Origin of the sequence: Pseudoclavibacter helvolus (assembly GCF_049707175.1) — a bacterium.
Classification (GTDB): Bacteria; Actinomycetota; Actinomycetes; order Actinomycetales; family Microbacteriaceae; genus Pseudoclavibacter; species Pseudoclavibacter helvolus_A.
In genome coordinates this window covers 24,997-37,412 of the sequence record NZ_JBNAFM010000028.1, presented here as the reverse complement: position 1 = coordinate 37,412, position 12,416 = coordinate 24,997, and the positions used below count along the sequence as shown (strand labels likewise).

Here is a 12,416-nt window from a genome sequence, read left to right as displayed (position 1 = left end):
TGGTGAGTGTGGTAACCCACATCCTGCACGGAGGTTTTCGTTTACGTCAGCCGGTCACAACGTCCCGAGGCAATACAGCTAGCCCTTCAGCGCGTCGCTGAGCTTGACGCGCCCGCCGATGCGCAGGATCGAGTTCTCGTAGATGCGTGCGCCGATCATGATCGAGACGGCGCTCGTGGCGATGAGGATCACGAGGGCCAGGATCGGCTCCCACCACTCGGCCTGGCCGAGCACGACCCGGAGCGGCATCGCGATGGTGGCTGAGAACGGGATGTAGCTCAGGATCGTCATGAGCAGCGCGTTGCTGTTGAAGAGGATCACGAGCATGTACGGCACGAGCATGAGCATCATCAGCGGGGTCGTGACGCTGCCGACCTCTTCCTGCCGCGAGACCATCGCCGACGCCCCCGCGTAGAGGGTCGCGATGAGCACGAAGCCGAACACGAAGAGCACGAGGAACCAGATGAAGCCGGGGCCGATGAGCGAGAACAGCGCGCCCTGGCCGGTCGCCGCGAGTGCTATCGCGGCCGCCGCGAGAATGGCTGCCACCTGGATGAGCGCGAGGATGCTGTTGCCGATGACCTTGCCGGCCATGATGACGCGCGGTGTGACGGTCGAGAGCAGGATCTCGACGATCCGGGACTGTTTCTCTTCGACGACGCTCTGCGCGATCGTGTAGGCGTAGCCCATGGCGGCCATGAAGTAGAGCACGCCGAACGCGACGGCCATGATGTAGCCGAGCGCCGGGTTCACCTCGGGCGCTTCGAGCGAGAACGAGGGCGGCACCTGGGCGAGCGCCATGGTGTCCTCAGTGGGCACGCCCTCGAGGCCGATCAGCACAAACGCGCTGTCGCCGAGGTCACTGGCGGGCTGCCCGTCTCCGGTGTAAAGCTCGAGCCCGCGGGCGTCCGTGGGGGTCAGCACGGCGTACTCGACCTCCCCGTCGCGGACGAGCTGGGCGGCGGCTTCAGCGGATGCGACTTCGGTCGTCTCGAGGCCGGCGGCGGAGGCCACGGACTGCGTGCCGGAGACCGTCGCGACCTTGGTCGAGCCGCCGCCGATCGCGTCGCCGAAGATGGAGATGGCGACGATGCCGCCGGCGACGAGCAGCAGCGTGATGAGGAACGAGATCTGCTGCGCACGCGAGCGTGCCTGCACGAGGATCTCGCGTTTGGCGATGAGCTGGATGCCCTTCGCGGAGCTGAGGCCGAACTGTCTCGCGCGCGGCGCCGCGTCGGCGCGCTGCGAGGTCTGTGGCTGCTGGGTGCTGGTCATGCGACGACCTCCCGGTAGATGTCGGAGAGCTTCACGATGTGGCGGCCGAAGCCGAAGACCGCGCCTCGGTCGAGGGCGGTGCGGAGGACTCGCTGGGCGGTCTCTCCGGAGTCGGCGACGAAGATCGCGTCGCCCCGGTCGAACTCGAGCACCTTGATGCCCGGTTCGTCGCGGAGCCAGCCGGCGTCACCAGCGAGCGAGATGCGGTGCATGCCGGCCGAGTGCCGCTCCTGCAGCTCGTGGCGGTCGCCGCTTGCCTTGATGGCGCCGCCGGAGATGATGACGAGGTTGTCGCTGAGCCGCTCAACGACGTCGAGCTGGTGGCTGGAGAAGAGCACGGGGACCCCGCGGGCCGCGAACCCCTGCAGGGTCTCGAGGACCACCTCGACCGCGAGCGGGTCGAGGCCGGAGAAAGGCTCGTCGAGGATGAGCATCTCCGGCTCGTGCGCGAGCGACGCCGCGATCTGCGCGCGCTGCTGGTTGCCGAGCGAGAGATCTTCGACGTTGTCGTTGATGCGCTCGGTGAGGCCGAGGTCGTCGAGGAAGCGATCGGCGTTCCGCGCCGCATCCTTGGCGCTCAACCCGTGCAGTTCGGCGAAGTAGCTGACCTGTTCCTTGACCTTCATCTTGGGGTACAGGCCGCGCTCTTCCGGCATGTAGCCGAAGCGTGCGCGGTCGGTGACGGCCACGGGACGGCCGTCGATGGTGACCACTCCCGAGTCCGGCTTCACGACGCCGAGGATCGTGCGCATCGTCGTGGTCTTGCCTGCGCCGTTGCCGCCGACGAAGCCCGTCAGCTTGCCGGGTTCGACGGAGAAGCTCACGTCGTCGAGCACTTTGCGGTCGCCGTAGGTCTTGGAGATGTTCTGGATCTCGAGCATCACCCCTCCTGTCTCGCGCGGCCTTCGACGCCGCACCGTCTCTGGGTATGCAAGAAACGCTACGGACCCCGGCGACGAGACGGATCGGCCACGCGACGGAACTCGGCGGCGGGCACGTTCATCCGCTCGGGTGAGTGCTCTACTCGACGGGCGCGACGACCCCGACGTTGTAGGCGAAGATCACGGCGTGAATGCGGTCTCGCACCCCGATCTTCGCGAGCAGGTTCGAGACGTGCGTCTTGACGGTCGCCTCTGAGACGAACAGTCGCCCGGCGATGTCGGCGTTGCTCAAGCCTTCGGCGATGAGGGCCAGCACCTCGCTCTCACGCTCGGTGAGGTTCGCGAGGGCGGGATGCGGGGCGGGGGCTGTTGCGCTCGCCTGGAGCTGCTGCGCGCCGCCCTCGGGCTCGGGTTCGGACTCGGGTGCGTCGTGAAGCATGCCGGCGATGACACCTCGGGTGACCTGCGGGTCGAGGAGGGCATCGCCCGAGTGCACGACCCGGACCGCCTCCACGAGCGTCTCAGGGGGCGAGTTCTTGAGCACAAAACCGCTCGCGCCCGCCCGCAGCGAGTCGCGCACGGCGGCCTCGTCGCGGAACGTGGTGAGCATGAGCACGCGCGGCGCGATGCCGTCGAGCTGCATGATCTCGCGGGTCGCGGCGATGCCGTCGACGACCGGCATCTGCACGTCCATGCAGACCAGGTCCGGCTTCAGCTCCGAGACCACTGCGATCGCCTCTCGGCCGTCGGTGGCCTCGCCGACGACGACGATGTCCGGTTCTGACTCGAGGATCAGCTTGAAGCCCATGCGGACGAGCTGGTGGTCGTCGACCAGCACGACGCGGATCTGTTCAGACACGTGGCCTCCCTTGGCTCCCGCAGCTGCGGTGTCGTTCTCGTGACCGTATCCGGGCGAGGTTACCGGGAGTTGGCCGATCGGTGCTGGGACCTCGGCGCACGCCTCAGACCTGCCGTTCGTAGGGGACGCGCAGGAGTACCCGGAATCCGCCCCCGCTTCGCGTGCTCGTCGTGACTTCGCCACCGGCGGCGCGAGCGCGCTCGCGCATGCCGACGAGCCCGAGCCCGCCGGAGCCGCTGATGCGCTTCGCCGCCGCGGCATGGGCGAACGAGGCCGGCCCGTCGTCGGTGACATCGAGCTCGACGCCGCTGTCGAGGTAGCGCAGCCGCACATCGGCCGGGGCCTCAGCGCCAGCGTGCTTGCGGGTGTTGGTGAGCGCCTCCTGCAGCACGCGGTAGACGGCGACGCCGGTGAGCGGGGACACCGGCTTCGGGTCGCCGAAGGTGCTGAACTCGACCCGCATGCCCGCGCCGCGCAGCTCGTCGATGAGCGCCGGCACCTGCTCGATGGTGTGCGTTGATGGGGCGGATGCGCCCGCCGAGGCCCCGGACGCGACGCTGTCGGGATGCTCGTCGCCGTCCGCCGCGTCCGCGCTGCGGAGCGTCGTCAGCAGGGAGTGCAGCTCCTCAATCGCGACCCGAGCGCTGTGCTCGACCCCGAGCAGCGCCTCCTGGGACTTCTCTGGCGACGTCTCCGCGGTACGCCGCGCGGCCGCGGCCTGCAGCCCCATGAGGGAAACGTGATGCGCGACCACGTCGTGCAGTTCGCGGGCGATGCGAACCCGATCGAGGCGAATCGCCTGTTCTTCCACCAGCCTGCGCTCCTCCGCGAGCGCCGAGGAGTATTCCTCGAGCTCACGCGCACGCTCTTCGAGCGCCGCACGCTGCCCCGCACGCCGGTAGTCGGAGTTCCCGAACCAGAACGCGCCGATGAAGTACAGGACGTTGATGAGCAGGGTGTACGCGCCGAACACGCTCGAGATCCAGTTCTCGCTGTCGCTCCCGTCCGAGAACGTGAACACGAGGGTGGCTCGGGTGAACGAGTCGATGACGGCCCAGACGATCATGCCGACCGTGATCGCGATGCGAAGCAGCGTGACCATGGTCCGCTGGTTGCTCCAGGCGCCGGCCGTGAAGATGAGCAGGAAGTATCCGATCTGCGTGACGATCGTGTCGAGGTACGTGAACGCGTACGCCGAGACGAACGCGACCGTGCTGAGCACCAGCATCCACAACGGGAACCGGCGGCGCAGGGCGATGGCCACGCCGTACATCGCGGGCACGAGGATCATCCCGACGAGGGCCGTGGTCGGATCGTTGTCGTGCAGGATGCTGCCGAGCTCAGCCGGATCTGCGCCCTTGCGCAGCTCGAGCACCGCCCAGTTGGAGAACGCCATGAGCCCCACGGCGATGAGGGCGACGACGACGTCGGTGCGCAACGCACGCCTCGACGGGCCGGGGCGTTGCCAGTCGACCGGATGCTCGGCGTCGGTTCCCTGCAGGCGTTGCCACAGGTCGCTGCCGCGCGCTGACGAGATCATGCGTTCAAGGCTAGGCGGCACATCCGACATTCGGCGAACGGGCGCCGTCGCCAGCCCGTCGCGACGCCCGCGACGGCATCAGTCGAGCAGCCCCGTCGGCTCCGCCGGGAGGCGGCGCCAAGCCGCGTGCAGCCAGATCGCCCCGACGACGGCCGTGCCGAGGCCGACGACAAGCTGGACAGTGCCGGTCGCGCTCGCCCCGGTCACGGCGAGGACGCCGGTCAACAGGAGCCCGGTGACAGCGAGCACCGAGAGGATGCTGCCTGCGGTCCGCGCACCCTCGGCGCGTTTCCGCTTGGGTGAGCCGAGGATCTTCCAGATGGCGCCGTAGCCGATGATGACGACGACGATCGAGATCACGAGACTCGGCACGCTCGCAGATCGGAACTCGGAGTCCTGCTGCCAGCTGGCGAGCGCGCCAGCGGCGATCATGAGTCCCAGCAACAGCGTAAGCCTTCGGAGCTTCGAGACCCGAGACGGCGTGAGCGATCGCTCCGGCTCGGCAGGACGCGGGACGTCGTAACCCGGACGCGGTTCTTCGAACGGAGTTGAGTCAGACATGCGTCAAGCCTCCCACGCCGAGCTGACCCCGCCCGCTCTGGCGCGGAGACGACGCGCGCGCTCCACCAGCACGGGATCCTCGGAGCCCGCCCCGGCTGTCGCGAGGGCTCGCAGTGCCCCTGCCAGCGCATCCGTCCCCACCTGCCTCGCGGCCGCGTCGTCGGCGATCAGCTCGATGAGCAGGGCGGTCGCGCGCGACAGGTTCTTCGCGCCCGCGTAGGTCGGGAGGCAGGCCTCGTTCACCTCGGCCAGGCGCTGCGCCAGGGCGTGGAAGCGGACGAGGTGGCACCGCTCGTGCGCCACGACTGCCTCCAGCTGCTCACGGGTGAGGAGCTCGGCGAGCCCGCTCGACACGATGACGACCGGCGCGGGCCCGGCGGCCGCGAGGGCGTGCGGAACCGGCGAGTCGACGAAGCGCACGAGCGCACCCCGGATGCGCTCATCCCGATAGGACAGCACGCGCGCCGCATCCCGCAGCTCGTCGTTGGCACGCCTGCCGTCGGCGAACGCGCGCCCAGAGCGGCGCGTGACGATGAAGCCCCAGCCGAACATCGCGATGAGTCCGGCGCTTGCGACGACCGATGCGAGCGCGATCTCGAAGCCGCTCAGCCAACTGCCCTCGTCGTGCTCCCAGGTGAGCACGGCCACGACCGACAGCGCGACGGCGGCGAGCAGCGCAAGCGAACCGCCTCCGACGGCGCCGTGCCACAGGCCGAGCGCCAGCTGCGGATGCCGCACCTGCCAAGTCCCCCTGGTCAGGAGCGACGGCGCCGCGAGCATCGTGAACACGGCGAAGGCGAGGCATACGAGCGCAGGGATGATCCACACGTCAGGTCACTCGCGCGCCGGGTGCGGAACCCGGTCGGCCTTTCGCAGGCATGGTGAACGCCAGTCCGGCTCCGGCTAGCTCGCCGCCGCGGCCCCTGAGGCCCCGGCAGGCGCGTGCTGCAGGGCAGCGCGCAGGAGGTCGGCGTCGCGGGCGTCGAGGTTGCCGGCGAACTTCAGCAGCGCGGCCTCACGCCCGTCGATCGTCTTGAGTGCGTTGAGCATGGCTCGGGATGCGTGCTCGGCCTCGGTCTGCGTCGCGGCGAAGCGGATGCCGCGCTGCTCGTGGCCGACGCGGGCGACGTCGCCCTTGGCGCGGAGCCGGTCGAGCGCCGTGAGGATGGTCGTGGAAGCCGGGACGCGGCCGGGGAACCGGTCCTGGATCTCGCGCGCGGTCAACGGCTCGTCTGCGGCCCACAGGAGCCGCAGCACGACGAGTTCGAGCTCACCCCGTGCTCGAGTGCGAGTTCCTGGCATTGTGCTGCTCCAATTCTTGCCGCGGAGCACCTCTGGGTTCGTGTCCAGGGCGACCGCGAGTACCTAGGCTATCAAGCCTCACGAGGAGTCGCGCGGCTCGCTCTACATTTTGTAGACTTGGGGCAGCCCGTGACCCCAGCGGGACCGTATCCCGCTGAGGGAAGGCGTGGAGCCCAATGAGAAACGTCAGCACTCGACTGCTCATGAGCTGTGCCGCGATCGGCGTCGCAGGCGGCGTGGTGTTCACCGTCAACGCCTACATCGGCGGAGCAGTGTCCAACCTGCTCCCCCTCGTCTACGGCCTCACCATCGGCTTGTACTTCATTCCGGGAGCGCTCGCGCAAGCCCTGTTCCGGCGGCCGTGGGTTGGTCTCATCACCTCCGCGCTCGCTGGTCTTGTGGCGAGCCCGTTCCAGCCGATCGCCTTCGGTGCCTTCCTCATCGGGGTCGGTATTGGGGTGCTGCAGGAACTTCCGTTCCTCATCACCCGATACCGACGCTGGCCAGCGTGGCTCTTCCTCGCCGGCTCCGGGTTCGCCGGCCTCATCATGACCGTCGCCGCGTTCCGCATCCTCGGGGGCGGCGACTACGACGCCATCGGCACCGCCCTCCTCATCGGCAGCTTCTTCATCTCCCCGCCCCTCTGCACCATGCTCGCGCTGTGGCTCGCGAAGCAGCTCGAGCGTGCCGGGGTCGGCCGCGACCTGCGCCTCGCGGAAGACCGCAGAGCACGCAGGTGACGACCCCGCTCCTTCGCGTCGAGCATCTTTCCGTCACCCACTTCGACGCAGCGGCCCCGCGACCGCACGACGTCTCGTTCTCAATCTCGAGCGGCGAGGCAGTGCTGCTGCTCGGCCCGTCCGGGTGCGGGAAGTCGACGCTCGCGCGAGCGCTGAACGGACTCATCCCGCAGTCGCTCGGCGCCGAGGTGACCGGGCGGGTGCTGCTCGCGGACAGCGACCGAAGGGTGGATGCAACGCCCGCGCCGGAAGGGCACTGGCACGACGTCGACGACCTCGGCGTCGCCGCGGCAGGTCAGCACGTGGCCATGGTCTTCCAGGACGCGGACGCGCAGATCGTCACCGGCCAGGTCTTCGACGAGGTCGCCTTCGGGCCGGAGAATCTGCGCCTGCCGGTCGAGGAGATCGAGGCACGCGCCGAGACCTGGCTCTCGCAGCTCGGCCTCTGGGCCAGGCGCGACGACGCACCCGACGTGCTGTCAGGTGGAGGGAGGCAGCGGCTCGCCATCGCGAGCGCCCTCGCCATGGGCTCGCGGCTGCTTGTCCTCGACGAGCCCACCGCCAACCTCGACCAGGCGGCAAAGCACGCGATCTACCTCGCGCTCGGAGAGCTCGTGCGGGCGGGGACCCACGGCCTCCTCCTCATCGAGCACGACCTCGACGAGGCCTTGACGATCGCGACGCGCGTCATCGTCCTCGATGGCGACGGCCGCCTCGTGCTCGACGGCACGCCCAGCGAGGTCTTCGGGCAGAACGAGCGGCGGCTCCGCGAGCTCGGCGTGTGGTTCCCGGTGGCGCACGAGGCCGCTGCCCTGGTGGCCGAAGCCGGCTGGGACCTCGGCCCTGGCCCGCTGCCGCTCCTCGGGGCCGAGCTCGCACGGCGGCTCGAGCACGCGCATCCGCCCCATGAACGCCCCGGCAGCGTGCGCGACGCGACCGTGACGACTGCGGACGGGGCCGAGGCCGAGGCCGCGGCCGCTCGCGCGAGGCACGATCCCGCGTCAAGCCCCGCGGAACATGACGCACCGATTCCCGACACGCGATCGAACGTGCCGCGGCTCGAGGCACGGGCGCTCACCGTGGCCCGCGGCCGCACCAAGGTCCTCGGGCCCGTCACGCTGAGCATCCACCCCGGAACCATCACCGCCGTCGTCGGCCACAACGGCGCAGGGAAGTCGACGCTCCTGCAGGCGCTCGCGGGAGTGCGACGGGCGCCGCGCGGCACGGTCCTGCTGGACGGGCAAGACACGGCCCGGCTGCGCGCCGGCGCTCTGCGCGCCCGCGTCGGCTACGTCTTCCAGAACCCCGAGCACCAGTTTCTGACCCACACGGTGCGCGGCGAGCTCGCCTTCGAGCTCGGGCGAGGGGCAGCGGATGCGCGTGCCCGCGTCGACGGCATGCTCGAACGCTTCGGCCTGGCTGAGCACGGCGACCGCCACCCGTTCCTGCTCTCCGGAGGCCAGAAACGACGGCTCACGGTTGCCGCGGCGCTGCTCGACGGCGCCGACGTGCTCGTCCTCGACGAGCCGACGTTCGGGCAGGACAAGGCGCGCGCCGATGAGCTCGTGACCCTGCTCCGCGAGCTGCACCGAGACGGCGCCACACTCGTGCTCGCAACCCACGACCTGCAGCTCGTCACCGAGCTCGCCACGCACCTCGTCGTCCTCGAGCACGGCGGCATCGCCGCGCACGGTGAGGTGAATGAGGTCATCGCGTCTGGAGCCCTCGACGCGGCCGGGCTCGGACTCCCCCCGCTCGCCCGGACGCTCGCCTCCTCCGGATCGCCCTGGCTCACCGGCATCACCTCGCTCGCGCAGCTTGCAGCGGTGCTCGAACGCACGCCCTCCCTCGATGGAAGCTCGACCCCGTGAGCGCGGGAAGCAACGCGCTCGTCTCCCGGCCGACCGTCGAACGCGCGCGAGCCGCGCGGCTGCCCTGGCTGCACCGCCGCACGCCCCTCGTAAAGATCGCCGCGACGCTGCCCGCGATCATCGCCATGTTCGTCGTCCGCGACGCACTCAGCCCAACGCTCCTCATCGTGCTCTGCGGCATCGCCATCCTGAGCGGGACGCGCATGTCGCCCCGCGGAGCCCTGCTGCTGCTCGTCGGCACCCCCATCGTGCTGGCCGTCCTGTCGGTGTCGCTCGGCGTCTGGGTCGACCCGAACGTCGCGAGTGAGACCGCGAGCGCGGCACCCCTCGTCGCCACCCTCGGCCTCGACGGCGCCGCAACCATCTTCGAGATCGCCGGGCGCCCGTTCACCGTCGCCGCCTGGGCGACGGGGCTCGGCACCGCGCTGCGGCTCGTCGCGATCGTGCTGCTCTCCCTGGTCGGCGGCATCGCGACCGCTGGAGACGACTTCGTGCGCTCCCTGGTGCAGCACCTGCGCGTGCCCTACCGCTTCGGCTACGCGGCGATGGCCGCGTTCCGGTTCGTGCCGCGGTTCCGGTCCGAACTCGAGGTGATCCGGGCCGCGCGAAGAGTGCGCGGCATCGACCGCGGACGCGGGCCGATCGCCTGGCTCCGCTCGCAGCTCGACGTCGCGATCCCCCTGCTCGCGGGCGCGCTCAGGCACGCCGACCGCGTGGCCCTGTCGATGGATGCACGCGCGTTCGGCTACGCCCCGACCCGCACCGAGCGCCACGTGCTGCACACCGACGCCGCAGACTGGGCACTCCCGCCCATCGCGTGGGCCGCGACGGCCGCCTGCCTGCTCGCGCCCAGCATCCTGAACTGACGCGCTCGCTCGCACGCACGCGCGCACGCGCCGCTCCGGCGGCCTTACCCCCGCACGAGACCCGTGGGCTTTCGTCTCGGGATGGCTTCCTCACTTCCGGATGGGTTGATAGCCATCCCGAAATCAGAAACCCATCCCGAGACCGGCGCCCGCGCGTTGGCGAGCGCTACTCGCTGGTGTTCTGGCCGAAGTTGCTCTCGGCGACGCCCCACTCGTCCGGGCCGTCCGCGAAGCGCGTGTCGTGCTGCTCGGCTTCCTCGACCTCGGCTTCGAGTTCGTCGGGCGTGTCGACCTTTTCCGGCTCGAACAGCGAGCCCGCATCCGGGAAGAGCTTCCCGTCGCCGTGCGAGCGCTCGTTCTCGAGCTGCTCGGCGCTGATTCGTTCCGCGGTCGAGGCGGCCGCGCGCTCCCCGCCCGAACCTTCGCCGTTCGCGGCCGCGTCTTCGCCCGCACTGGCCTGGTCTGCCCGCGCCTGCGGGTCGTTCGCGTGCTGTTCGCTCATGCGCGCAACGCTACGCGGCGATGTTCAACGTTTCGGGTGCGCACAGAACGCGGGATGCCCCGCGCAACGGGTCGGTCCGTTGCGCGGGGCATCGCGCTGCAGGTGCCTGGAGCAGCGTCAGTCGGCGTAGGCCATGAACGCGTCGAGCTCGGCGCCGCCCGGGCGGGCGGGAATCATAGGCGCTTCGATCTCGGCGCGGTCGAGGAGCTCGGACATGCGCCGGCGCCGCTGCTTCGGGATGACGGTGACGACGGTGCCGCGCTGACCGGCCCGGCCCGTGCGGCCAGAGCGGTGCAGGTACGACTTGTACTCCTCTGGCATGTCGGACTGGATGACGAGCCTGATGTCATCGACGTGGATGCCTCGGGCTGCCACGTCGGTTGCGACGAGCACGTTCACCTTGCCGCTCGTGAGCAGACGCAGGTTGTGCGTCCGGCGCCCCTGCGTGAGATCGCCGTGCAGCGCCGCCGCGGGGACGCCCGCCATGGAGAGCTCCGTGGCGAGCCCTTCGGCCGCGACCCGCGTCTTGGTGAAGATGAGCACGCGCCCGCCGGACCCGGCGAGCTGCTCGATGACGGCGCGCTTGTCGTCGCGGTCGACGATGAGGACGCTGTGGTCGATGTCGGTGTGCTGTTCCTCTTCACCGGCCACCTCGTGCACGGACGGCTTCTTCAGGAACTCGGTCACGAGTCGCTGCACGGCGGCGTCGAGGGTCGCCGAGAAGAGGAGGCGCTGCCCGCCGGGCATCGTCATGCGCAGGATGCGCTGGACTGGCTCGAGGAACCCGAGGTCGCACATCTGGTCGGCTTCGTCGAGCACCGTGATCTCGACCTGGTCGAGGCGGAGGAAGCCCTGTCGTTCGAGGTCCTCGATGCGGCCGGGCGTGCCGATCACGATGTCGACACCGCGGCCGAGGGCCGTGACCTGGCGCTGCTGCGGCACACCTCCGTACACCTGGGTGGTGAAGAGGCCAACGCTCCGGGCGATGGGCTGGATCGTGCGGTCAATCTGCAGGGCGAGCTCACGCGTCGGCGCCACGATGAGCGCGCGGGGTGCCCGCCCGATCTTGCGCTTGCTGGCGTCGGCGTCGCGTCCCCGCGAGATGCTCAGCCGCTGCACGAGCGCGGCGCCGAAGGCGATGGTCTTACCGCTGCCCGTGCGACCGCGTCCGAGAACGTCGCGCCCCTGGATCGCATCAGGGATGGTCGACGCCTGGATGGGGAACGGGCTGGGGGCCCCGAGGTCGGCGAGGGCGTCGACGATGTTCGCGCCGAGGCCGAGGTCGCCGAAGCTCAGGCCGTCTGCGTTCTTCGCGCCGACGGCTGTCGGGGCGAGGCGCTCGAGCACGCGATCTTCCTCGTGCGACGGGGCCCGCCCCGCGGCCGACTGGCTGTGGCTGCGGTAGTCCTGAATCGCCCCGCGCTGGGGCTGGTTCGCGCCGCGTGCGGTCGGGTCGAAGTGCTTCGCGCTGCGGTCGCCGCGCGAGCCAGCCGCGGGCTGGCGACCGTGCGACTGGCGCAGCGCGTCGTGGTGGTGCCGGTCGATGCGCTCGTTGCGGTCGGAGAACTGGCCGTCTCGCCCACGGCCGCCCCGCGCCGGAGCTCCGGCCCGCGCTCCCGCGCCGCGGCGGGTGCTGTAGCGGTCTTCGCCGCGCGGACGACTCTGATCGGAGGCGCGTGCGTTGTCGCGGCTGCGGTCAGAGGAGTCAGCGCGACCGGATGCGTCGTAGCCGCCGCGCCGGTCGTCACCGGCACGTGAGTTTCCGCCGTAGCCGCCTCGGCGGTCGCCGCCGGCTGCTCCCGCGCCTCGTCGGTCGTCGCGACCGCCGTAGCCGCCGCGGCGGTCGTCGCCCGCAGCGCCGTCACGGCGGTTCTCGCTCGCCCAACGCGGGTTGCCGTTCGCACCGGCGCCCCCGCCGGCGCGCGCGGGCCGTTGGCCGCGGCCCGAGGAGTCCTTGGGAATGTAATTGCTCGCGGGCTTGTACCCGCCCTTGGCTTTGCGCTTGGGCATGTGTGCCTT

General features: G+C 70.4%; 12 protein-coding genes. 3 read left to right on the top strand and 9 right to left on the bottom strand.

The genetic code is table 11. The features are described from left to right. Window positions 1–78: 78 nt before the first annotated feature. From ACPYN9_RS16540 to ACPYN9_RS16510, 7 genes are all read right to left on the bottom strand, one after another. Window positions 79–1,275: an ABC transporter permease gene (locus ACPYN9_RS16540; RefSeq protein ID WP_424467869.1), complete on the bottom strand. Its 1,197-nt coding sequence runs from the start codon at window positions 1,273–1,275 to the stop codon at window positions 79–81. Then, window positions 1,272–2,156 carry an ABC transporter ATP-binding protein gene (locus tag ACPYN9_RS16535; protein ID WP_424467867.1) on the bottom strand — a complete coding sequence of 295 codons (885 nt, stop codon included), beginning with the start codon at window positions 2,154–2,156 and terminating at the stop codon, window positions 1,272–1,274. The genes ACPYN9_RS16540 and ACPYN9_RS16535 overlap by 4 nt, the downstream gene beginning before the upstream one ends. A 139-nt stretch (window positions 2,157–2,295) precedes the next feature. Continuing rightward, on the bottom strand, window positions 2,296–3,015 hold the full coding sequence (locus tag ACPYN9_RS16530; RefSeq protein WP_424467865.1) for a response regulator: 720 nt from the start codon (window positions 3,013–3,015) through the stop codon (window positions 2,296–2,298). 103 nt (window positions 3,016–3,118) lie between these two features. Beyond that, window positions 3,119–4,555, bottom strand: a complete 1,437-nt coding sequence (locus ACPYN9_RS16525; protein ID WP_424467863.1) for a sensor histidine kinase — start codon at window positions 4,553–4,555, stop codon at window positions 3,119–3,121. A gap of 78 nt (window positions 4,556–4,633) precedes the next feature. Further along, window positions 4,634–5,116 (bottom strand): hypothetical protein, encoded by a 483-nt coding sequence (locus ACPYN9_RS16520; RefSeq protein ID WP_424467862.1) that lies wholly within the window; start codon window positions 5,114–5,116, stop codon window positions 4,634–4,636. 3 nt (window positions 5,117–5,119) lie between these two features. Continuing rightward, window positions 5,120–5,944 (bottom strand): M56 family metallopeptidase, encoded by an 825-nt coding sequence (locus ACPYN9_RS16515; protein WP_424467860.1) that lies wholly within the window; start codon window positions 5,942–5,944, stop codon window positions 5,120–5,122. Window positions 5,945–6,019: 75 nt separating this feature from the next. After that, a complete protein-coding gene (locus ACPYN9_RS16510) occupies window positions 6,020–6,418 on the bottom strand; it encodes a BlaI/MecI/CopY family transcriptional regulator (RefSeq protein ID WP_424467858.1) in 399 nt (132 codons plus the stop codon). A 176-nt stretch (window positions 6,419–6,594) separates the two neighbouring features. Between ACPYN9_RS16510 and ACPYN9_RS16505 the strand changes: the two genes are divergently transcribed. Genes ACPYN9_RS16505 through ACPYN9_RS16495 form a run of 3 tightly spaced genes read left to right on the top strand, consistent with a single transcriptional unit; the run spans window position 6,595 to window position 9,895 of the window. Then, the gene (locus ACPYN9_RS16505; RefSeq protein WP_424467856.1) at window positions 6,595–7,158 is read left to right on the top strand and encodes an ECF transporter S component; all 564 of its coding nucleotides are present in this window, start codon (window positions 6,595–6,597) and stop codon (window positions 7,156–7,158) included. Continuing rightward, window positions 7,155–9,029 carry an ABC transporter ATP-binding protein gene (locus ACPYN9_RS16500; protein WP_424467854.1) on the top strand — a complete coding sequence of 625 codons (1,875 nt, stop codon included), beginning with the start codon at window positions 7,155–7,157 and terminating at the stop codon, window positions 9,027–9,029. The genes ACPYN9_RS16505 and ACPYN9_RS16500 overlap by 4 nt, the downstream gene beginning before the upstream one ends. Further along, entirely contained in the window at window positions 9,026–9,895 is an 870-nt protein-coding gene (locus ACPYN9_RS16495) for an energy-coupling factor transporter transmembrane component T (protein WP_424467852.1), read from the top strand. The genes ACPYN9_RS16500 and ACPYN9_RS16495 overlap by 4 nt, the downstream gene beginning before the upstream one ends. Window positions 9,896–10,061: 166 nt before the next feature. Here ACPYN9_RS16495 and ACPYN9_RS16490 read toward each other — a convergent pair whose 3' ends face one another. Both ACPYN9_RS16490 and ACPYN9_RS16485 read right to left on the bottom strand, forming a co-directional pair. Next, window positions 10,062–10,397: a hypothetical protein gene (locus tag ACPYN9_RS16490; RefSeq protein ID WP_424467850.1), complete on the bottom strand. Its 336-nt coding sequence runs from the start codon at window positions 10,395–10,397 to the stop codon at window positions 10,062–10,064. Between the two features lie 117 nt (window positions 10,398–10,514). Continuing rightward, the gene (locus ACPYN9_RS16485) at window positions 10,515–12,407 is read right to left on the bottom strand and encodes a DEAD/DEAH box helicase (protein ID WP_424467848.1); all 1,893 of its coding nucleotides are present in this window, start codon (window positions 12,405–12,407) and stop codon (window positions 10,515–10,517) included. Window positions 12,408–12,416 lie beyond the last annotated feature (9 nt).

Bases quoted from the DNA above. Each gene is read 5' to 3' on its own strand.
- ACPYN9_RS16540 (WP_424467869.1), bottom strand. From the start codon at position 1,275: ATGACCAGCACCCAGCAGCCACAGACCTCGCAGCGCGCCGACGCGGCG.
- ACPYN9_RS16535 (WP_424467867.1), bottom strand. From the start codon at position 2,156: ATGCTCGAGATCCAGAACATCTCCAAGACCTACGGCGACCGCAAAGTG.
- ACPYN9_RS16525 (WP_424467863.1), bottom strand. From the start codon at position 4,555: ATGATCTCGTCAGCGCGCGGCAGCGACCTGTGGCAACGCCTGCAGGGA.
- ACPYN9_RS16520 (WP_424467862.1), bottom strand. From the start codon at position 5,116: ATGTCTGACTCAACTCCGTTCGAAGAACCGCGTCCGGGTTACGACGTC.
- ACPYN9_RS16510 (WP_424467858.1), bottom strand. From the start codon at position 6,418: ATGCCAGGAACTCGCACTCGAGCACGGGGTGAGCTCGAACTCGTCGTG.
- ACPYN9_RS16505 (WP_424467856.1), top strand. From the start codon at position 6,595: ATGAGAAACGTCAGCACTCGACTGCTCATGAGCTGTGCCGCGATCGGC.
- ACPYN9_RS16490 (WP_424467850.1), bottom strand. From the start codon at position 10,397: ATGAGCGAACAGCACGCGAACGACCCGCAGGCGCGGGCAGACCAGGCC.
- ACPYN9_RS16485 (WP_424467848.1), bottom strand. From the start codon at position 12,407: ATGCCCAAGCGCAAAGCCAAGGGCGGGTACAAGCCCGCGAGCAATTAC.